Annotated in this window: 12 protein-coding genes and 3 pseudogenes; 8 read left to right on the forward strand and 7 right to left on the reverse strand. The window is 63.3% G+C overall.

Translation table 11 applies throughout. The features are described 5' to 3' along the window. Positions 1–168, forward strand: a pseudogene (locus tag BAY1663_RS25445) (DUF3482 domain-containing protein); the annotation flags it as partial. A 187-nt stretch (positions 169–355) separates the two neighbouring features. Here BAY1663_RS25445 and BAY1663_RS18210 read toward each other — a convergent pair. Further along, positions 356–1,276, reverse strand: coding sequence for a DMT family transporter (locus tag BAY1663_RS18210; RefSeq protein ID WP_037043425.1), 921 nt, complete (start codon positions 1,274–1,276; stop codon positions 356–358). A gap of 91 nt (positions 1,277–1,367) precedes the next feature. Between BAY1663_RS18210 and BAY1663_RS18215 the strand changes: the two genes are divergently transcribed. From BAY1663_RS18215 to BAY1663_RS18235, 5 genes are all read left to right on the forward strand, one after another. Further along, positions 1,368–2,333 carry a LysR family transcriptional regulator gene (locus BAY1663_RS18215; protein ID WP_051497182.1) on the forward strand — a complete coding sequence of 322 codons (966 nt, stop codon included), beginning with the start codon at positions 1,368–1,370 and terminating at the stop codon, positions 2,331–2,333. An 18-nt stretch (positions 2,334–2,351) separates the two neighbouring features. Then, complete coding sequence (locus tag BAY1663_RS18220) at positions 2,352–4,640, forward strand: class I SAM-dependent DNA methyltransferase (RefSeq protein ID WP_037043427.1); 2,289 nt, start codon at positions 2,352–2,354, stop codon at positions 4,638–4,640. Next, positions 4,640–6,052 (forward strand): restriction endonuclease subunit S, encoded by a 1,413-nt coding sequence (locus tag BAY1663_RS23095; protein ID WP_051497183.1) that lies wholly within the window; start codon positions 4,640–4,642, stop codon positions 6,050–6,052. Before BAY1663_RS18220 ends, BAY1663_RS23095 begins: the two co-directional genes overlap by 1 nt. Further along, on the forward strand, positions 6,052–7,185 hold the full coding sequence (locus BAY1663_RS18230) for a Fic family protein (protein WP_037043440.1): 1,134 nt from the start codon (positions 6,052–6,054) through the stop codon (positions 7,183–7,185). The genes BAY1663_RS23095 and BAY1663_RS18230 overlap by 1 nt, the downstream gene beginning before the upstream one ends. Before the next feature lie 355 nt (positions 7,186–7,540). Beyond that, positions 7,541–10,378, forward strand: coding sequence for a type I restriction endonuclease subunit R (locus BAY1663_RS18235; RefSeq protein ID WP_218186687.1), 2,838 nt, complete (start codon positions 7,541–7,543; stop codon positions 10,376–10,378). Between the two features lie 36 nt (positions 10,379–10,414). On the opposite strand, the gene phoU is transcribed toward BAY1663_RS18235, so the two are convergent. From phoU to BAY1663_RS18260, 5 genes and pseudogenes are all read right to left on the reverse strand, one after another. After that, positions 10,415–11,143: a phosphate signaling complex protein PhoU gene (gene phoU, locus BAY1663_RS18240; RefSeq protein ID WP_037043456.1), complete on the reverse strand. Its 729-nt coding sequence runs from the start codon at positions 11,141–11,143 to the stop codon at positions 10,415–10,417. Between the two features lie 145 nt (positions 11,144–11,288). Then, on the reverse strand, positions 11,289–12,116 hold the full coding sequence (gene pstB, locus BAY1663_RS18245; RefSeq protein ID WP_037043442.1) for a phosphate ABC transporter ATP-binding protein PstB: 828 nt from the start codon (positions 12,114–12,116) through the stop codon (positions 11,289–11,291). Positions 12,117–12,219: 103 nt separating this feature from the next. Next, a complete protein-coding gene (gene pstA / locus BAY1663_RS18250; RefSeq protein ID WP_164838472.1) occupies positions 12,220–13,836 on the reverse strand; it encodes a phosphate ABC transporter permease PstA in 1,617 nt (538 codons plus the stop codon). An 81-nt stretch (positions 13,837–13,917) separates the two neighbouring features. Continuing rightward, positions 13,918–16,192, reverse strand: a pseudogene (locus BAY1663_RS18255) (ABC transporter permease subunit). Positions 16,193–16,353: 161 nt separating this feature from the next. Then, the gene (locus tag BAY1663_RS18260) at positions 16,354–17,319 is read right to left on the reverse strand and encodes a PstS family phosphate ABC transporter substrate-binding protein (protein ID WP_037043445.1); all 966 of its coding nucleotides are present in this window, start codon (positions 17,317–17,319) and stop codon (positions 16,354–16,356) included. Between the two features lie 219 nt (positions 17,320–17,538). Here BAY1663_RS18260 and BAY1663_RS18265 point away from each other — a divergent pair, with 219 nt between their 5' ends. Continuing rightward, positions 17,539–17,940 carry an acyl-CoA thioesterase gene (locus BAY1663_RS18265; RefSeq protein ID WP_037043447.1) on the forward strand — a complete coding sequence of 134 codons (402 nt, stop codon included), beginning with the start codon at positions 17,539–17,541 and terminating at the stop codon, positions 17,938–17,940. A gap of 9 nt (positions 17,941–17,949) precedes the next feature. Here BAY1663_RS18265 and BAY1663_RS18270 read toward each other — a convergent pair whose 3' ends face one another. Beyond that, positions 17,950–19,149, reverse strand: coding sequence for a diguanylate cyclase (locus tag BAY1663_RS18270; RefSeq protein WP_037043448.1), 1,200 nt, complete (start codon positions 19,147–19,149; stop codon positions 17,950–17,952). A gap of 170 nt (positions 19,150–19,319) precedes the next feature. On the opposite strand from BAY1663_RS18270, the pseudogene BAY1663_RS18275 reads away from it, so the two are divergent. Continuing rightward, positions 19,320–19,578, forward strand: a pseudogene (locus BAY1663_RS18275) (AEC family transporter); the annotation flags it as partial.

Below are 19,578 nucleotides of genomic sequence, written 5' to 3' on the forward strand. Positions count from 1 at the left end.
CTGGGCACGCCGCAGGACCGCAACTGGCGCGAAGGCAGCCTGCCGGAAGCCCTGCAACGCTGCCGCGCCCACCCCGAGTGGTCGGCGCTCAACCCCGCCGCCCGCCTGCAGGACGCCGAGCGCCAGGCGGCGCTGGATGCATTGCAGGCAGAACTGCGCCAGGAGTGAACCATCGCGCGGGTCTCGGCGTGCGCTGAGCCCATCACCGTAGGTTGCGGTTGAGGTGCATGGCGCCGAAGCCCAACACTCCGGTATGCCCGCGACCCCGCAGGCATCGCTTATGCCGAAAGTCACGCCGCAACGGCTGTATCGCCGGGAACCTTGCTCGTTGGGCTTCGCTCAACCCAACCTACGCTCAGGCCCGCGTCGCCACGCCGTCGTCGATGTCAGCGGCGGGCCTGGTCGGCGCCGCCCGGCCGGAGTGCAGTGTCCATGCCGTCGCCAGCATGATCAGCAGGCCGCCCGCCCAGCCCATCGGCGCCAGCCGCTCGCCCAGCCAGAGCCCGGCGATGAGTGCGCCGAACAGTGGCTCGGAGCCCATCAGCAGCGACACCCGCGTCGCGCTGCTGCGCCCCAGCGCGAGATTCTGCGCATACAGGGCGAACAACGTGGCGAACAGCACCAGATACAGCGTGCCGAACCAGAACGCCGGTTCCGCTGGCGGCGCCGGCAGCCCGCCCGGCAGCGACAAGCCGAGCAGGATGCAGCCCGTTGCGACCACCCCGCTCTGCACGGCGGTCAGCGCCAGCGCCGAAATCGACTGGCCGGCCGTGAACCGTCGGGTCAGGCAGACCAGCATCGCGCGCAACAGCGCCGCGGCGAGCATCAGCGCATCGCCGAGATTGAGCGACAGTTGCGGACCGCCGGTCAGCAGCCAGACACCCGCCAGCGACAGCGCACAGGCGAAGAACAGCACGTTGTGCGGCCGCTGGCGCAGCAACAGCCACTCCATGAACGGCGTGATCACCACGCACAGGCTGATCAGAAAGGCGGCATTGCTGGCGCTGGTCAGCAGCACGCCCCAGGTCTCGCAGAGAAAGATCGCCAGCATCACCAGCCCCAGCGGCAGCCCCGGCCGCAGCGCCCGGCGGCCGGCGCCGCGCAGCTGCGGCAACAGCAGGATGAAGGTCAGGCCGAAGCGGATCGCCAGGAAGCCCAGCACCGGGTAGAACAGCAGCGCTTGCTTGGCCACCGCGTAGCTGCTGCCCCAGATCAGCGCCACCATCAGCAGCATGCCATCGGCCAGCCACAGTCCTTGCTTCGTTGCGCCTTTCATTCCAATACCCTCGTTGCAACCATCGGGCGCCGATTGTCGATCTTGGCGCCTCAATCGATAATCCAGCGAAACAGCACAGGACCTGTTCCACATGGGAACGAATGACAACGCAGCCCTGCTGCCCTACATGGCGGTCTTCGTCCGCGTGGTCGAGGCCGGTAGCTTCTCCGCCGCGGCGCGCCTGCTGGGCAGCACGCCCTCGGCAGTGAGCCGGCAGGTGGCGAGGCTGGAGCAGGCGCTGGCGCTACGCCTGCTCGAACGCACCACCCGCCAGCTGCGGCTGAACGAGGCGGGAGCGCAGTTCTATCAGCATTGCCGGGCCATGCTGGAAGCGGCCGAGGCCGCCATGGCCATCGGCGAGCGGCTGATGCGCAGCCCGCGCGGGCTGGTGCGCCTCAGCGTGCCGAAGGCCTATGGCAAGTTCGTCGTCAGCCCGCTGATGCCGGGGTTTCTGCAGCGCTACCCGGACGTCGACGTGCAGCTGCGGATCGACGACCGCAGCCCGGACCTGATCGAGGAGGGTTTCGACCTGCTGGTGCAGGTCACCGACCAGCCGCCCGCCGGCCTGGCCGGCAAGCCGCTCGAACCGGTGCGCCAGCTGCTCTGCGCCAGCCCCGACTACCTGCAACGGCACGGCGAGCCGCAGCACCCGCAGGATCTGCTGCGCCATAGTTGCCTGTATCTGGGAGAAAGCGCCGGCGACAACCGCTGGCATCTGCGCCGCGGCGAACGGCAGGAAGTGGTGACGGTGCGCGGCCGCTATATCAGCAACCATAGCGAGGCGCGGCTACAGGTGGCGCTGGCCCACCTGGGTATCACCTGCCTGCCGCACTTCACCGCCGCCGCCGCGCTGGCCGACGGCCGCCTGCGCGAGGTGTTGCCCGAGTGGCGCTACACCGGCTCGTACCAGGGCGCGGCCTGGCTACTGTGGCGGCAGAACCGCCACCTGCCGCCGAAGCTGCGGGTGCTGATCGATTATCTGAGCGAGGCGCTGGCGCCGGCGCTAGCCCCCGTGCACAAGGTCGTTCGGCAGCATAAACTCCATCGTTTGCTTTAAGGCCCCCAAGGATCAGCAGTGGAACACCAGGAACTCTTCAAGAAACACAGCGACTTCATCTGGGACATCGCCAACCTGCTGCGCGGCCCCTACCGCCCACCGCAATATCGTCGGGTGATGATTCCGCTGACCGTGCTGCGACGCCTGGATTGCGTGCTGGAGGCCAGCAAGGACAAGGTTCTGGCGGAATACAAGCTGCTGAAGACCACCGACAAGTTCAGCGACGAACTGATCGAGAAGATGATTTGCCGCAAGTTCGACCTAAACTTCTACAACACCAGCGAATTCACCTTCAAAAAGCTGCTGGCCGACCCGAACAATCTGGCGCGCAACCTCATCAACTACCTCGCCGGCTTCTCCAGCAAGGCGCGCAAGATCCTCGACAAGTTCAACTTCGGCATCGAGATCGAGAAGCTTGAAGACGCCAACCGTCTGTTCGAAGTGATCAAGGCCGTCGCCGCCATCGACCTGCATCCCGGCCGCGTACCCAATATGGCCATGGGTTACATCTTCGAAGACCTGGTGCGGCGCTTCAACGAACAGGCCAACGAGGAAGCGGGGGACCACTTCACCCCCCGCGAAGTGATCAAGCTGATGGTCAACCTGCTGTTCAACGGCCAGGAAGAGGTCTACGCCGAAGGCAAGCACCTGCGCATCTACGACCCGACCTGCGGCACCGGCGGCATGCTGTCGGAGTCGGAAAAGTACATCCTCGCCGAAAACCCGCGAGCGGACGTCAGGCTCTACGGCCAGGAATACAACCCGGAGTCCTTCGCCATCTGCGGCTCCGACCTGATGATCAAGGCCGAAGACACCAACCACATCGTCTTCGGCGACACGCTGGGCACAGGCCGTAACCGCGAAGGCATAGTCGACGGCGACGGCCACCCCGACGAGACCTTCCACTACATGCTGGCCAATCCGCCCTTCGGCGTGGAATGGAAGCCCGAGCAGGACTATGTCACCCAGGAGCACAACAAGCTCGGCTTCAACGGCCGCTTCGGCGCCGGCCTGCCGCGCATCAACGACGGCGCCCTGCTGTTCCTTCAGCATATGCTCAGCAAGCGCGTGCCGAGCGAGGTCGAAGGCGGCGAACCGGGTGCAGGCTCGCGCATCGCCGTGGTGTTCAACGGCTCGCCGCTGTTTACCGGCGACGCCGGCAGTGGCGAGAGCAATATCCGCCGCTGGATCATCGAGAACGACTGGCTGGAGGCCGTGGTCGGCCTGCCCGACCAGCTGTTTTACAACACCGGCATCTCCACCTATATCTGGATCGTCAGCAACCGCAAGAGCGCCAAGCGCAAGGGCAAGGTGCAGCTGATCAACGCTGCCGACTTCGCCTGGAAGATGAAGAAGAGCCTGGGCGACAAGCGCAAGAAGCTCGGCGAAGGCGAAAGCCAGAACGGCGGCTTCGAGCCCAACCATATCGACGCGCTGACCCGCATCCATGGCGAGTTCCAGCACGACCAGCGCCTGCGCATCAATGAGATCCAGACCAATATCGAGCCGGACCGCAAGAAGAAGCGTGATCCGAACAAGAGCGTGCTGGTCAGCAGGATTCTCGACAACCGCGACTTCGGCTACCTGAAGATCACCGTCGAGCGCCCGCTGCGCCTTAACTTCGCCATTACCGATGCGCGTATCCAGCAGGTCAGGGAAGGCAGCTTCTTTGCCGGCCTGGCCAGCAGCAAGAAGCGCAAGGACCTGGCCGCCAGCGCCGCGGAAATCGCCGCCGGCAAGGCCCAGCAGGCGAAAATCCTCGCCATTCTCGAAGGGCTCAAACCGCGCTTCGCCGCAAGCGAAGTGATCCGTAACCGCGACGAGTTCGAGAAGCTGTTGAAAGCCGCCTTCAAGAGCAGCGATATCGGCTGGAGCGCGCCGCTGAGAAAGGCCTTGCTGGCCAAGGGTGCCCTGGGCGAGCAGGACCCCGAAGCCGACATTTGCCTGGACGCCAAAGGCAATCCCGAGCCGGATGCCGACCTGCGCGACACCGAGAATGTCAGCCTGCCCACCGATATCGCCCTGCCCCTGCCGTTGGATTACGAAAGCAACGCCAACAAGGGCAAGGTGGACAAGAGCGCGCTGCTCAAGCGGGTGCGCCAGCACTGCCAGGACTATCTGGCCCGCGAAGTGCTGCCCTACCGTCCGGATGCCTGGATCGACTTCGACAAGACCAAGGTCGGTTACGAAATTCCCTTCAATCGCCACTTCTATGAGTACGAAGCCCCGCGCCCGTTGGCTGAGATCGAGGCGGAGATCAAGGCGCTGGAAGGCGAGATTATGGCCATGCTGAGTGAGGTGGTTTGATGGGGTATAGGGCGTATTCGCAATATCAAGAGTCAGGTCTTGATGTTTTTGGACGAATCCCAAGTCACTGGGAAACGCACCGGCTAAATGATATTGCGGAGCTGATAACTAGCAATGTCGACAAGAAGAGCCTGGACGATCAGGAGATAGTGAGGCTCTGCAACTACGTAGATGTTTATAAAAATAAAGAAATTAACAACTCACTTGAGTTCATGATAGCCACTGCCAGCAATGCTGAGATTAAAAAATTCCGCTTACAGCCGAGCGATGTGATTATCACAAAGGACTCAGAGTCACCCCATGATATCGGCGTCCCCGCACTAGTAACGGAGAGTGCGGAAGACTTGCTGTGCAGTTACCACCTGACCATCATCAGACCGCAAGAAACAATATCCGGTAGTTTTCTCTACTACAGCCTTCAGGCACTCACCGGCGCTTACCAATTCACCTCGGCCGCGAATGGCGTAACACGATTTGGTTTAACAAGCATAGGCACAAAGAATGTCCGCATATGTATTCCCGTGCTAGTAGAGCAGATAAAAATTGCTGAATTTCTCGACCATAAAACCGTACAAATCGACCGCCTGATCGAGAAAAAGCAGGAGCTAATCGAAAAGCTCCACGAGCAGCGAATCTCGATTATCACAATGGCAGTTACTAGAGGCGTTAATGCCCAAGCATTGGCTGGGCCTTGTACCCAAGACTGGCTTGGCGGTGTCCCTAAACACTGGAAAAATAATTACAAGCTGAACTTCCTCTCTACAGATGACCGAAATAGCTTTGTAAATGGCCCCTTTGGTAGCGATCTCTTGACCACCGAATTGGTCGATGAAGGTGTACCTGTCATTTACTCGGGCGATGTAAAGGAAACTGGATTCCAGAGAAAATCCGACAAGTACGTAACAGAAGAAAAAGCCAAGCAACTGGTTTTTTGTCGTGTTGATGGTGGTGACATTCTGCTCGCAAAGGTCGGCGACCCGCCTGGCGATGCCTGTGTCTATCCAATAGGTCAACCAAGTGGCATCGTGACCCAGGACGTGGTTCGCATCAAAGTCGACAAGCGCACTATAGATGCCGAATATCTCTGTTTCCTACTCAACTCGGAATACGGTCGCCACTTGGTCAGGCTTGTATCTGTCGAAGCTACTCGGGGGCGTTTCTCTCTCGCCGATCTGAAATCCATTCGCCATATCTTGCCTCCGCTGGAAGAACAGGAAGAAATCGTCCTTCATATTCATCAACAGATGAAGCGCTGTAACCGACTGAGTGATTTGGCCATTCGAGAAATCGAAGCGCTGCAGGAATACCGCACCGCCCTAATCACCGCCGCCGTTACCGGCCAGATCGATGTGCGCGACTGGCAGGCACCCGAAGTTTTTGAACAGTCCGCACAGGACAAGGAAGTCGCCTGATGCAAGTCGAACAGTTCCGCTCCGGCCAGTGGCTGCAGCAGTACCAGTACAAGAGCTTTTCGCCGACGCCGATCAACTGCGAATGGCAGTGGCTCGACCCGCAGCTCAACACATTGCTGGAGCGCGCCTCGCGGGCGCTGGCGGAGCTGAATGCGCTGTCGCTGATGGTGCCGGACGTGGACTTGTTCATCCGCATGCATATCGCCAAGGAGGCCAACACCTCCAGCCGCATCGAGGGCACCCAGACGCAGATGGACGAGGCGCTGATGCGCCGCGAGCAGGTGGCGCCGGAGAAGCGCGACGACTGGCAGGAGGTGCAGAACTATATCGAGGCGATCAATACCGCCGTCGACGACCTCAAGCAGTTGCCGTTGTCCATCCGCGTGCTCAAGCAGACCCATGCGGTACTGATGCAGGGTGTGCGCGGCGATCATAAGATGCCGGGGGAATTTCGCACCTCGCAGAACTGGATTGGCGGCAGCAACCTGAACAACGCCGTGTTCGTGCCGCCGCATCCGAACGAGGTGCCCGAGCTGATGGGCGACCTGGAGAAGTTCTGGCACAACGAGCAGGTGCAGGTGCCGGACCTGATCCGCATCGCCCTGAGCCATTACCAGTTCGAGACCATCCACCCCTTTCTCGACGGCAACGGCCGCATCGGCCGCCTGCTGATCACCCTGTATCTGGTGGACAAGGGCCTGTTGCACAAGCCGGCGCTGTACCTGTCGGACTTCTTCGAGCGCAACCGCGGGGCCTATTACGACGCCCTGACCGTGGTGCGCAGCTCCAACGACCTGCTGCACTGGCTGCGTTTCTTCCTGACCGCCGTGGTGGAAACGGCCACCAGCAGCAAGAACACCTTCATGGCGATCATGACCTTGCGCCATGAGGTGGAACACCAGATCCTCAGCCTGGGCAAACGAGCGGAAAACGCCAAGAAACTGCTGCTGCACCTGTACCAGCGACCCATGGTCAGCATTGGCGACGTCTCGGAGATACTCGACGTGACGCATCCGAGCGCTGCTGCCCTGGTGAAACAACTCGAAAGTCTGGACATTTTGGTGGAAACCACTGGCTATGGACGCAACCGGCTGTACCTGTTCCAGCGCTACTTCGACCTTTTTATGGCCTGAAAGCCCAGGCAGGCTTACACACAGAAATCCATATGTAAGAAACCGCCTTAAAACCTTACATATGTATTTATGTATTTAAGGATCACTCGGCCAGACTTACACATGCGCTATGCAAGAAAGCACCCACCAAGCTCACAGAAGGATCGACCGTGGCCAAGAAGCACAGCGAAGCGCAATTCGAGGACGCCATCGAGTATTCCCTGCTGCACGAGGCCGGGCTGAGCCAGGGCCAGAGCCAGGATTTCGACTCCGCCCGCGCGATGGAGCCGGCCCAGGTGTTGGACTTCATTCAACGCACTCAGCCCAAGGCATGGCAGGCATTGCAGGCCATCCAAGGTGAAGGCGCCAGCGCCTGGTGCTCGACAGCCTGTGCAAGGAGTTGGATACCAAGGGCATGCTCAAGGTGCTGCGCCACGGCTTCAAGTGTTACGGCAAGCTACTGCGGGTGGCCTTCTTCGCGCCGAGCAACGGCCTCAACCCGGATACCCTGGCGCTCTATACGCAGAATCGCGTATCGGTGACCCGCCAGCTGTACTTCTCCGAAAAGGACAACAAGTCGCTGGATCTGGTGCTGTTCATCAACGGCCTGCCCATCGTTACCGCCGAGTTGAAGCACGCGCTGTCCGGCCAGACCGTCGAAGACGCCAAGCTGCAGTACAAGACCCAGCGCGACCCGCAGGAGAAGCTGTTCGAGTTCAAGAAGCGCGCCCTGGTGCATTTCGCCGTGGATCAGGACCTGGCCTTCATGACCACCCGCTTGTCCGGCGGCAAGACGGTGTTCCTGCCGTTCAACCTGGGCTGCCCGATCACCTCGACCGAAACCGGTGCCGGCAACCCGCCGGCCGCCGACGGCGGCTACCGCACCAGCTATCTGTGGCGCGAGGTGTGGCAACGCGACAGCCTGCTGGATATCGTCGGCCAGTTCATGCACCTGCAGGAGGACGAGAAGCGCATCGTCGTCGATGGGGCGGTCAAGAAAATCCGCAAGGAAACCATGATCTTCCCGCGCTACCACCAGCTCGATGCGGTACGCCGGCTGATCACCCACAGCCGCAGCCATGGCAGCGGGCACAACTACCTGGTGGAGCACTCGGCGGGCTCGGGCAAGTCCAACTCCATCGCCTGGCTGGCCCATCGCCTGTCCAGCTTGCATGACGCCGGCGACGGCAAGGTGTTCGACTCGGTGGTGGTGATCACCGACCGCCGCGTGCTGGATCAACAGCTGCAGGACTGCATCTACCAGTTCGAACACAAGCAGGGCGTGGTGCAGAAGATCGACGAAGACACCAGGCAGCTGGTGCAGGCGCTGGCCGGCGGCACGCCGATCGTCATCACCACGCTGCAGAAGTTTCCCTTCGTCAACGAGACCCTGGAGAAGCTCAACCAGCAGGGCAACCCCAACGCCCTGGCGATCAGCACCCAGGGCAAGCGCTATGCGGTGATCATCGACGAGGCGCACAGCTCGCAGTCCGGCGAAACGGCGATGGACATGAAGTACGTGCTCAACCGGCACGGCATCGAGGAAGCCGCCGCGCAGTATCGCGCAGACAACCCCGACGAGGAGAACGACGGCGTGCTGCGTGAGATGCTCAAGCGCGGCCGGCAGGCCAATATCAGCTTCTATGCCTTCACCGCCACGCCCAAGTACAAGACCAAGCATGTGTTCGACGAGCCGGGGCCGAACGGCCTGGCACCCTTCCACAAATACGGCATGCGCCAGGCCATCGAGGAGCGCTTTATCCTCGACGTGCTGGCGCACTACACCACCTACCAGACCTACTACAAGCTGACCCAGTCCGCCGCCAACGACCCGCAGGTGCAGCGCAAGAAGGCGGCGCTGGCCCTGGCGCGCTTCCTGACCCTGAATCCGCACAACATCAACCAGAAGACCGAGGTGATGGTCGAGCACTTCCGCACCCATGTGCGGCACAAGATCGGCCAGCGGGCCAAGGCCATGGTGGTCACCGAATCGCGCCTGCACGCGGTGCGCTACAAGCTGGCCTTCGATGCCTATATCTCTAGCAAGGGCTACACCGACGTGAAATCCCTGGTGGCTTTTTCCGGCAGCGTGGAAGACCCGGACTTCAAGGACAAGACCTACACGGAAGTGAGCCTGAACGGCGGCATTTCCGAGCGCGAGCTGCCGGAGACCTTCGCCGGTGAGGAGTACCGAGTGCTGCTGGTGGCGGAGAAGTACCAAACCGGATTCGACCAACCGCTGCTGCACACCATGTACGTGGACAAGAAGCTCTCCGGCATCCAGGCGGTGCAGACCCTGTCGCGCCTCAATCGCATGGCGCCGGGCAAGGAAGACACCTTCGTCCTGGATTTTCGCAACAAGCCCGAGGAAATCTTCGCGGCGTTCAAACCCTATTACGGCGAGACGCCCTATGAGGCGCTGACCGATCCACAGCACCTGTACCGCCTGCAGCATCAGATCGAAGAACTGCAGCTGATCTACGCCGACGAGGTACGCGACTACTGCGCGCTGTACTTCGCCGGCAAGCGCAAGGAAAGCGTGCACGACCAGGCCAGGATGAACGGCATCCTCGACCTGGCGGTGGAGCGATTCAAGCGGCTCGACGAGGAGGAGCAGTTGGAGTGCAAGGGGCTGCTGGTCAACTTCCGCAACCTGTATGGCTTCCTCTCTCAGGTAATGCCCTACCAGGATTCCGAACTGGAGCGCCTGTACACCTACCTGCGCTTCCTGCTGACCAAGCTGCCGCGCGATGCCAGCGGGCCGGGCTACCAGGTGGACGACGAGGTCACCCTGGAGTACTACCGGCTGCAGAAGATCAGCGAGGGCAGCATCGACCTGACGCAAGGCGAAGCCACCGCGCTAAAGGGCCCGAGCGATGTCGGCACCGGCCGGCCAGGCGACGAGGAGGTGCCACTGTCGGAGCTGGTCAAGGCATTGAACGAGCGCTTCGGCACCAACTTCACCGAGGCGGATCAGCTGTTCTTCGATCAGATCGAAGCCGAGGCCATCGCCAACGAGGACTTGGAAAAGGCGGTCAATGCCAACTCGCTGGAAGACTTCGGCTATGTGTTCCGCAAAGCCTTCGAAGGGCTGGTGATCGACCGCATGGAAGGCAACGAGGAAATCTTCACCCGTCTGATGGCCGATGGCGACTTCCGCGATCTGGCTTCGGAACATCTATTGAGGAAGGTGTACAGGGCGCTACGCAAATAGCACCCTACACCCCGTACAATGGCAACAAGCCGCACTTCAGCGCTCCCTGCTGCCCTCGACCTCCTCGGCCATGCGCGCCAGGCCCAGGTGGCGCACGTCGGTACCGCGCACCAGGTAGATCACCAGCTCGGCGATGTTGCGCGCGTGGTCGCCGATGCGCTCGAGCGAGCGCAGCACCCAGATCACGCTGAGCACGCGGGAGATCGAGCGCGGGTCTTCCATCATGTAGGTGACCAGCTCGCGCAGGGCGGTCTTGTACTCGCGGTCGACGGTCTTGTCGTACTGCGCCACCGACAGCGCCAGCTCGGCATCGAAGCGGGCGAAGGCATCCAGCGACTCCTGCACCATCTTGCGCACCTGGTCGCCGATGTGGCGCACCTCGACGTAGCCCTTGGGCGACTCGCCCTCCTCGCACAGCTGGATGGCGCGGCGGGCGATCTTGGTCGCCTCGTCGCCGATGCGCTCGAGGTCGATCACCGACTTGGAGATGCTGATGATCAGCCGCAGGTCGGAGGCCGCCGGCTGGCGGCGGGCGAGGATGCGCACGCATTCCTCGTCGATGTTGCGCTCCATCTGGTTGATCTGGTCATCCACCTCGCGCACTTGCTGGGCCAGGCCCGAGTCGGCCTCGATCAGCGCGGTGACCGCGTCGTTGACCTGCTTCTCCACCAGCCCGCCCATGGCCAGCAGGTGGCTGCGCACCTCCTCCAGCTCGGCGTTGAACTGCTGGGAGATGTGTTGGGTGTGGCTGTCTTTGTTGATCATCATCGAGCCCTTGCGAAACTGTGGTTCTCTCGCCGGACGAGCCGGCCCTTGGCAAAGCGTGCTGCGCTAGGAGGCGGCGCGCAGACAGTACAAACGAGTACGGCAAGCGCCGCCGACAACGCGCAGCGCGGTTTGCCATGGCCGGCTAGCCGTAGCGGCCCGTGATGTAGTCTTCGGTCTGCTTCTTGGCCGGGTTGGTGAACAGCGTATCGGTATCGCCGTACTCGATCAGCTTGCCCATGTACATGAACGCGGTGTAGTCCGACACCCGCGCCGCCTGCTGCATGTTGTGGGTGACGATGACGATGGTGTACTTGGCCTTGAGCTCGTAGATCAGCTCCTCGACCTTGAGCGAGGAGATCGGGTCGAGTGCCGAACTCGGTTCGTCGAGCAGCAGCACTTCCGGCTGCACGGCGATGGTGCGGGCGATCACCAGGCGCTGCTGCTGGCCGCCGGAGAGGCCGAGGGCCGACTCGTGCAGGCGATCCTTGACCTCGTCCCACAGCGCCGCGCCCTTGAGCGCCCATTCGACGGTTTCGTCGAGCACGCGCTTCTGCTTGATGCCCTGGATGCGCAGGCCGTAGACGACGTTCTCGTAGATGCTCTTGGGGAACGGGTTGGGCTTCTGGAACACCATGCCGACGCGCCGGCGCAGGTCGGCGACGTCCTCGCCCTTGCGGTAGATGTTGTGGCCGTCGAGGTTGATCTCGCCCTCGATGCGGCAGCCATCGACCAGGTCGTTCATGCGGTTGAAGCAGCGCAGCAGGGTCGACTTGCCGCAGCCGCTGGGGCCGATGAAGGCGGTCACGCGCTGGCGGGGGATGTTCATGCTGACGTTGTACAGCGCCTGTTTCTGGCCATAGAACAGGCTCAGGTCGGGCACCTCGATGGCTACCTGCTCGGTGGCCAGGTCCAGGCTGCGCTTGTCACGGCCCAGCGCGGAAATGTCGATGGCATGGGTGTTCGGTTGCATGTGCTCACTCCGGGAAGAGCCTGAAGCTGAAAGCCTGAAGCTGGAAGTCGAAGCGCTCTTGCTTCCAGCTTCAGGCTTCTAGCTTCTAGCTTCCAGCTAACGATTAGTGATCCAGCGCCTTGTACTTCTCGCGCAGGTGGTTGCGGATGTAGATCGCGCTGAAATTGAGCGCGGCGATCACCAGTACCAGCAGCAGCGCGGTGGCGTAGACCAGCGGGCGCGCGGCCTCGACGTTGGGGCTCTGGAAGCCGACGTCGTAGATATGGAAGCCCAGGTGCATGATCTTCTGATCCAGATGCAGATAAGGGTAGTTGCCGTTGAGCGGCAGGTTCGGCGCCAGCTTGACCACGCCGACCAGCATCAGCGGCGCCACTTCGCCGGCGGCGCGGGCCACGGCGAGGATCAGGCCGGTCATCATCGCCGGGCTGGCCATCGGCAGCACCACTTTCCACAGCGTCTCGGACTTGGTCGCGCCGAGGGCCAGCGAGCCTTCGCGAATCATCCGCGGGATGCGCGCCAGGCCTTCCTCGGTGGCGACGATGACCACCGGCAGGGTGAGGATCGCCAGGGTCAGCGAGGCCCACATCAGGCCCGGCGTGCCGAATACCGGCGCCGGCGCGGCTTCGGGATAGAACAGCCGGTCCAGCGAGCCGCCCAGCACGTAGACGAAGAAGCCCAGGCCGAACACCCCGTAGACGATCGACGGCACCCCGGCGAGGTTGTTCACCGCGATGCGGATGATCCGGGTGAGCAGGCCCTGCTTGGCGTACTCGCGCAGGTAGACCGCGGCGATCACGCCGAACGGGGTGACGATCACCGCCATGATCAGGGTCATCAGCACGGTGCCGAAGATCGCCGGGAACACGCCACCTTCGGTATTGGCCTCGCGCGGGTCGTCGCTGACGAATTCCCACAGCTTGGCGAAGTAGAAGCCCAGCTTGTCCAGGGTCGACATGGCGTTGGGCTGGAAGGCGCGCACCACCTTGCCCAGGCTGATCTCCTGCTCGCGGCCGTCGGCGGTACGCACGCCGATGCTGTCGCGGTTGAATTGCTGCTGCAGGGCGACCAGTTTCTCTTCCAGCAGCCGGTACTCGGCGTCCCACTGGGCGCGCTCGGCATCCAGTTCCGCCTGGGCGGCAGCATCCAGGCGGTCGTCGAGCTCCAGCTTGCGGGTCTTCAGGCGCAGCCGCTCGAGGCCGTGGTTGATGCGGCCGATGTCGGTCTTCTCGACCCGCGAGATCTGCGCGTACAGCGTGGCGACGCGGTCGATACGCCGCTGCAGCTCGGCCCAGGCGCCCTCGCCCTCGGCGACCAGCTGGCCACCCTCCTTCACATTCAGCAGGTAGCCGTAGAAATTGCCCCATTCGCGACGCTCGAGGACCATCAGGTCGGCGGGCTTGCGCGAATCGCTCAGCCATTCGCCGACGATCCAGGAGAAATCCGCCCCGTAGACTTCGCGGTTGCCGACCTTGAGCAGCTCGCGGGTCATGAACTCGCCGCCTTCGACGTTCACCGGCAGGCCGCTGGCCGCCAGCCGCGCGCGCGGCACTTCCTCGGCCTGCACCACTTCGCCGGCCAGCAGACGCGGCTCGCTGCCGGGCACCTGGTACTCGGCGACGATCACATCGGCCGGCCAGAAGTGCGCCAGCCCGCGCACGGCGATCACCGCCAGCAGGCCCAGGGTCATGATCACCGCGATGGACACCGCGCCGGCGTTCATCCAGATCCAGGGTGTGCCGCTCTTGACCCAGGTGTTCAACGAATCCTTTTTCACGGATCGATACCTTTTTGCGAAATCGGGTTACAGGCTGGCGTATTTGCCGCGCAGGCGCTGGCGGATCAGCTCGGCCAGGGTGTTCATCACGAAGGTGAACATCAGCAGCACCAGGGCGGCGAGGAACAGCACGCGGTAATGGCTGCTGCCCACCTCGGACTCGGGCATTTCCACCGCGACGTTGGCGGCCAGGGTGCGCATGCCCTCGAAGATGTTCGCCTCCATGATCGGCGTGTTGCCGGTGGCCATCAGCACGATCATGGTCTCGCCCACCGCGCGGCCCATGCCGATCATCAGCGCCGAGAAGATGCCCGGGCTGGCGGTCAGCAGTACCACGCGGGTCAGTGTCTGCCAGGGCGTGGCACCCAGCGCCAGCGAGCCGAGGGTCAGGCTCCGGGGCACGCTGAACACCGCGTCCTCGGCGATCGAGTAGATCGTCGGGATCACCGCGAAGCCCATCGCCAGGCCGATCACCAGGGCGTTGCGCTGGTCGAACGGGATGCCCATCTCGTTGGACAGCCACAGGCGCATGTCGCCGCCGAAGAACCAGTTCTCCAGGTGGCCGCTGATTTCCAGCGAGCCGAAGCCGACCAGCAGGATCACCGGAATCAGCAGCACCGCTTCCCAGCCATCCGGGATCGCCAGGCGCACGCCCTGCGGCAGCCGGCTCCAGGTCCAGGCGGCGAAGAGGATGCCCAGCGGCATCAGCAGCAGCAGGCTGAAGATGCCCGGCAAATGGTTCTCCAGGAACGGTGCGAGGAACAGGCCGGCGAAGAAGCGAGGATCACCGTCGGCAGCGCTCCATCAGCTCGATCACCGGCTTGACCTTGCTGCGCAGCGACGGTGCCATGAAGTAGGCGGTATAGAACGCCGCACAGATCGCCAGCGGCGCGGCCAGCAGCATCGCGTAGAACGCCGCCTTGAGCGTGCCGAAGGCCAGCGGCGCGAGGCTCAGCTTGGGCTCGAAGTCGCTGTTGGCGGAGGTCGACTGCCAGACGTAGTCGGGCTCGGGATAACTCTCGTACCAGACCTTGCCCCACAGCGCGCTCCAGGAGATTTCCGGGTGCGGGTTGTCGATCACGAAGCGCTGCAGCCCCTGCTGGGACTCCACCAGCAGGCGGGTCGCCCGCGGCGACATGGCAGCCAGCGCGGCGCCCTCGGCGACCTGTTCCCGGACCAGGGTGCGGTGCGCGGTGCTGTGGAAGACGCCCAGGCTGCCGGCATCGTCCAGGACGAGAAAGCCCTTGCGACGCTCTTCCGGCAGGATCTGGCGGATCGGGCTGCTGCCCAGCTTGAAGTTGCGCACGTTCTTCAGTTCGGCCTGGCCGTCGGCGCCCCGCACCATGAACCACTGGCCGATGCCGCCCTTGGAATCGCCGATCATCAGCGAGATGCCGCCCAGCAGCGGGCTGGTGCTGGTGATCTCGCGGCTGTCGCCGACCAGCTTGTAGCGGCCGTTGAGCTGCTTGCGGCGCAGGTCGAAGACATCCGCACTGGACCTGCCGCTGATGGCGTAGAGCCAGGCATGGCGGGGATCGATCAGTAGCTGGCGGATCGGTTCGGCCAGCTGCGGCAGATCCAGGCGCTCCTGCTCCAGGCTCACTTCGCCGGTCAGCAGGTTCTCGCTGCTGCTGATGCGCTGCGCGTGCAGCGCGGTACCGGTGGCACCGGCGACCAGCAGGGTCTTGCCGTTGAGGCTGATGGCCGCCCGCTCGATCGGACGGCCTTCGGGGTCGAGCTGCAGCGGCTCGTTGCCGAACGGATAGGCGAGTTCGGGGGTGATGGTCTTCTGGTTGTTCGGGTAGCTGACCTTGTAGTTGTGCTCGACCACCAGCGCCTGCCCATTGTCCAGGCCCAGCACCAGCCGGCGCGTACCGGGCGTGTCCTGGCCCACCGAGACGATATGGCTGCCGGCCGGCAGCGGCAGGGCCTGGCTCGACAGCAAGGTACCCTCACGCAGGCTGAAGAAGCGCGCCTGGCCGTCGGCGCCCAGGCGCAGGGCGACCTGGTTCTGCTCCTCGATGGCCAGCAACAGCGGCGCACCGGCCTCGGCCAGCCAGGCCGGCTGCTGGGCCGCGCGGGCCTCCAGCTCGGCGCCCTGGAACATCGGCAGGACCACCTGCGCCAGGTAGAAGAAGATCAGGGTGATGGCACCCAGCACGGCCAGCCCACCGATGGACACGTACCAGCGTGCCAGGTGGTCTTTCAGCGCCCGGATACGGCGTTTGCGCTTCAGCGACGACGTGTTGAAGTCCAGCCGTTGCACATCGGAATTCGCGGTCATGTTCTCTATGTCGTTCATGCCAGGGTTCCTGGGCCTGAGCGGCCCTTCGGGACGCCTAATTTAGTGAATCCGTGTGACAGAAAAATTACAGCGAGGTGACGCGCCGAAGCCCGCCAGCGCGTATCGCGTGGCGGGCCTCTGCGCGAGGCCGGCACTTGTGCCGCCGGCCGTGCGAGGTCTTACAGACCCAGGTCCTGCAGCGTCTTATCCACCACCTTCTTCGGCAGCGGGATGTAACCGTCCTTGACCACGACGTCCTGGCCCTGCTTGGACAGCACCAGCTTGAGGAACTCGGTGTCGATCGGGCTCAGCGGCTTGTTCGGCGCCTTGTTCACGTAGACGTAGAAGAAGCGCGCCAGCGGGAACTTGCCAGCCAGGGCGTTTTCTTCGTTGGCTTCGAAGGCCTCGCCGCCCTTGGACAGCGGTACGGCGCGGACGCTGGAGGTCTTGTAGCCGATCCCCGAGTAGCCGATGGCGTTCAGGGTGCTGGAAATCGACTGCACCACCGAGGCCGAACCCGGCTGCTCGTTGACGTTGGACTTGAAGTCACCCTTGCACAGGGCTTCTTCCTTGAAGTAGCCGTAGGTGCCGGATACCGAGTTGCGACCGAACAGCTGGATCGGCTTGCTCGCCCACTCGCCGGTCAGGCCCAGCTCGCCCCAGGTCTTGATGTCCTGCTCGCCACCACACAGGCGGGTGCTGGAGAAGATCGCGTCGACCTGCTCGATGTCCAGGGACTTGATCGGGTTGTCCTTGTGCACGAACACCGCCAGGGCGTCGATGGCTACCGGTACGGCGGTCGGCTTGTAGCCGTATTTCTCTTCGAAGGCCTGGATCTCGTTGTCCTTCATCGGACGGCTCATCGGGCCCAGGTTGGAAGTGCCTTCGGTCAGCGCCGGCGGTGCGGTGGAGGAACCGGCCGCCTGGATCTGGATATTGACGTTCGGATAGCTGCGCTTGAACTCTTCGGCCCACAGCGTCATCAGGTTGGCCAGCGAATCGGAACCGACGCTGGAGAGGTTGCCGGAAACACCGGACGTCTTCTCATAGCTCGGCAGCGCCGGGTCTACCGCGGCCACCGCGCTTGCAGCGCCCACGCCAGCGGCAACGAAGGTCAGGGCCGCCATCAAACGATTCAGTTTCATACCTTGCTCCTAGCAGGTGTGTGCTCGAGTGTGTTGGAACGGGGGCCAGTATCTGCAGGCCGTATGAACACTCTATGAAACCCATGTGACAATCTGGTGACGGCGAGCAAAACGGCGCCGCGCCGGTCGCTGCCCCGCCAAGCAGCCGTTATACTCGGCTTTCGCCCGCCCTAGCGCGGGCTTTTCGCGCCAGAAAAACAATCGCCGCGAGTCCGACCGATGAAAGAATACGAACAGGAAGATCCGATCCCCCAGGGCGACCTGGCCTTGCAGCTCACCGCGTTGCCGCGGGAGACCAATGGTTTCGGCGACATCTACGGCGGCTGGCTGGTCTCGCAGATGGACTTGGCCGGTACGGCCATGGCCAGCCGCGTGGCCGCCGGACGGGTGGCCACGGTGTCCATCGACCGTATGGCCTTCATGGTGCCGGTGGCGGTCGGCGCACAGCTTTCCTTCTATACCCAGACGCTGGAAGTCGGCCGCAGCTCGATCCGCATGCTGGTCGAGGTCTGGAGCGACGATCCGCTGTCCAGCGAATGGCGCAAGGTCACCGAGGCGGTGTTCGTCTTCGTCGCCATCGACGGCAGCGGCCGCACCCGCCCGGTACTGCCGCGCCGCTGAATGACCGCCTCAGGCGAACGCCAGGCGGTCGGCGACGACGAAGCGGTTCTTGCCCGTCGTCTTGGCCCGGTACAGCGCCGTATCGGCGCAGTGATAAAGCTGTTCGGCCTGCTGGTCGTCCTGCAGCGTGGCGATACCGATGCTGACCCCCACCCGTGACAGGGCGGCGCGCGGATGCGCGATATCGAGCGCCGCCAGCGCCGTCACCAGCTGCCGGGCGATGCGTTGCGCCGCCGCGCTGTCGCAGTCGTAGAGCAGCAACGCGAATTCCTCGCCGCCGACGCGCGCCGCCTGGTCCAGCGGGCGCCGAGCGAAACCGGCGAGCAGTTCGCCGAACGTGCGGATCAGGGCATCGCCGGCCGGATGGCCGAGGGCATCGTTGTAGGCCTTGAAGTCGTCCAGGTCGAGCAGCAGCAGGGTCAGCGGCAGGCGATCCCGGCGCGCCTGGGCGATGCGCTGGCGCAACGCCAGGTCGTGGCTGCGCCGGTTCGCCAGGCCGCTCAGGGCATCGTGCTCGGCGACCCAGCCCAGCAGCTTGCGCATCAGGAACTGGTCGCGCTGGGAATACTCGTGAACGTAACGGCTGATGGCGCCGATGACCAGCAGCAACAGGTAGTAGCTGACCGCGATCCAGTGCTCGGGCATCTGCTCCGAAGACAGGATCAGACTGGCCATCAAGACATCCGCCAGCACGATCAGCAGCGCGCACAGCAGTGCCCACCAGAAGGTCACGCCGAGGAAGAAGAACGAACTGACGATCAGCAGCCCGGCGCCGTAACGGAAATTCAACGCCGACTCGAGCGCCTCGAACTGGACGTCGATCAGCGCGGCCACGATGCCGATCAGCACCAGCAGCAGCGGGAAGATCCGGTTCGCCTGGGCCCGGAAGGCACGGCTGTAGAACGTCAGCACCAGCACGATGACACCGGGGGCGATCTGCACGCTGCGCAGCAAGGTCAGCGTACCCAGCCAGCCGGTGTCGGCGATATCGAAGAACGTGCGCTCGCAGTAGAGATAGCCTGAGACGGCGACGATCAGCAGCAGTGCAGCGAGGCGTTGCGAGATTCGCGCATGGCGGTCGAGATAGCGGCGAAACTCCTGCTCCAGCGCCGACGTGAACCTGAGCAGGCGAAAGCCGCCATGCAGCTGGCGGCCATAGGGCGTGTCGCGAAACCCCTCTGCGGAAGAATGCTCGTTGGTATATCGCATCGGGAGGAAACTCGCTGTTTCGGCAAAAGCATGATAGCACCTGGCCATTATTCGATTGAATGCATTCCGACCGGCGTAACGATGGCGAATGCGCCGGATGCTGGAAGGAGACTTGCACTGGCCGTTACCAGCATCGAAGATTCGCTCCACATGCATTGCTGGATGTATCCGTGACCGCCCTCTTGCTTGCCCTCTGGCCCCTGTTCGCCTGATCGTCGCCGGCTACTTCCTGCGCCTGCGCGAGTTTCCCAGCGACGCCTTCTGGCCCGGTGCCGAACGCCTCAACTACTTCATCCTGTTCCCTGCCCTGCTGTTCAGCAGCCTGGCCACCGCGCCGCTGGACAACCCCGCCCTGCCACGCCTGGCCGCCGCCGTGATGCTGGCGCTGGGCCTGGCGTGGCTCGGCCTGCTGGCCCTCAAGCGCCTGCG

This window comes from Pseudomonas sp. BAY1663, from assembly GCF_000582595.1.
Classification (GTDB): domain Bacteria; phylum Pseudomonadota; class Gammaproteobacteria; order Pseudomonadales; family Pseudomonadaceae; genus Stutzerimonas; species Stutzerimonas stutzeri_AF.

What these genes read in the sequence shown, in the direction of transcription:
- BAY1663_RS18210 (WP_037043425.1), bottom strand. Translation starts at nt 1,276, where the DNA reads ATGAAAGGCGCAACGAAGCAAGGACTGTGGCTGGCCGATGGCATGCTG.
- BAY1663_RS18215 (WP_051497182.1), top strand. Translation starts at nt 1,368, where the DNA reads ATGGGAACGAATGACAACGCAGCCCTGCTGCCCTACATGGCGGTCTTC.
- BAY1663_RS23095 (WP_051497183.1), top strand. Translation starts at nt 4,640, where the DNA reads ATGGGGTATAGGGCGTATTCGCAATATCAAGAGTCAGGTCTTGATGTT.
- BAY1663_RS18230 (WP_037043440.1), top strand. Translation starts at nt 6,052, where the DNA reads ATGCAAGTCGAACAGTTCCGCTCCGGCCAGTGGCTGCAGCAGTACCAG.
- phoU (WP_037043456.1), bottom strand. Translation starts at nt 11,143, where the DNA reads ATGATCAACAAAGACAGCCACACCCAACACATCTCCCAGCAGTTCAAC.
- pstB (WP_037043442.1), bottom strand. Translation starts at nt 12,116, where the DNA reads ATGCAACCGAACACCCATGCCATCGACATTTCCGCGCTGGGCCGTGAC.
- pstA (WP_164838472.1), bottom strand. Translation starts at nt 13,836, where the DNA reads ATGAACGCCGGCGCGGTGTCCATCGCGGTGATCATGACCCTGGGCCTG.
- BAY1663_RS18260 (WP_037043445.1), bottom strand. Translation starts at nt 17,319, where the DNA reads ATGAAACTGAATCGTTTGATGGCGGCCCTGACCTTCGTTGCCGCTGGC.
- BAY1663_RS18265 (WP_037043447.1), top strand. Translation starts at nt 17,539, where the DNA reads ATGAAAGAATACGAACAGGAAGATCCGATCCCCCAGGGCGACCTGGCC.
- BAY1663_RS18270 (WP_037043448.1), bottom strand. Translation starts at nt 19,149, where the DNA reads ATGCGATATACCAACGAGCATTCTTCCGCAGAGGGGTTTCGCGACACG.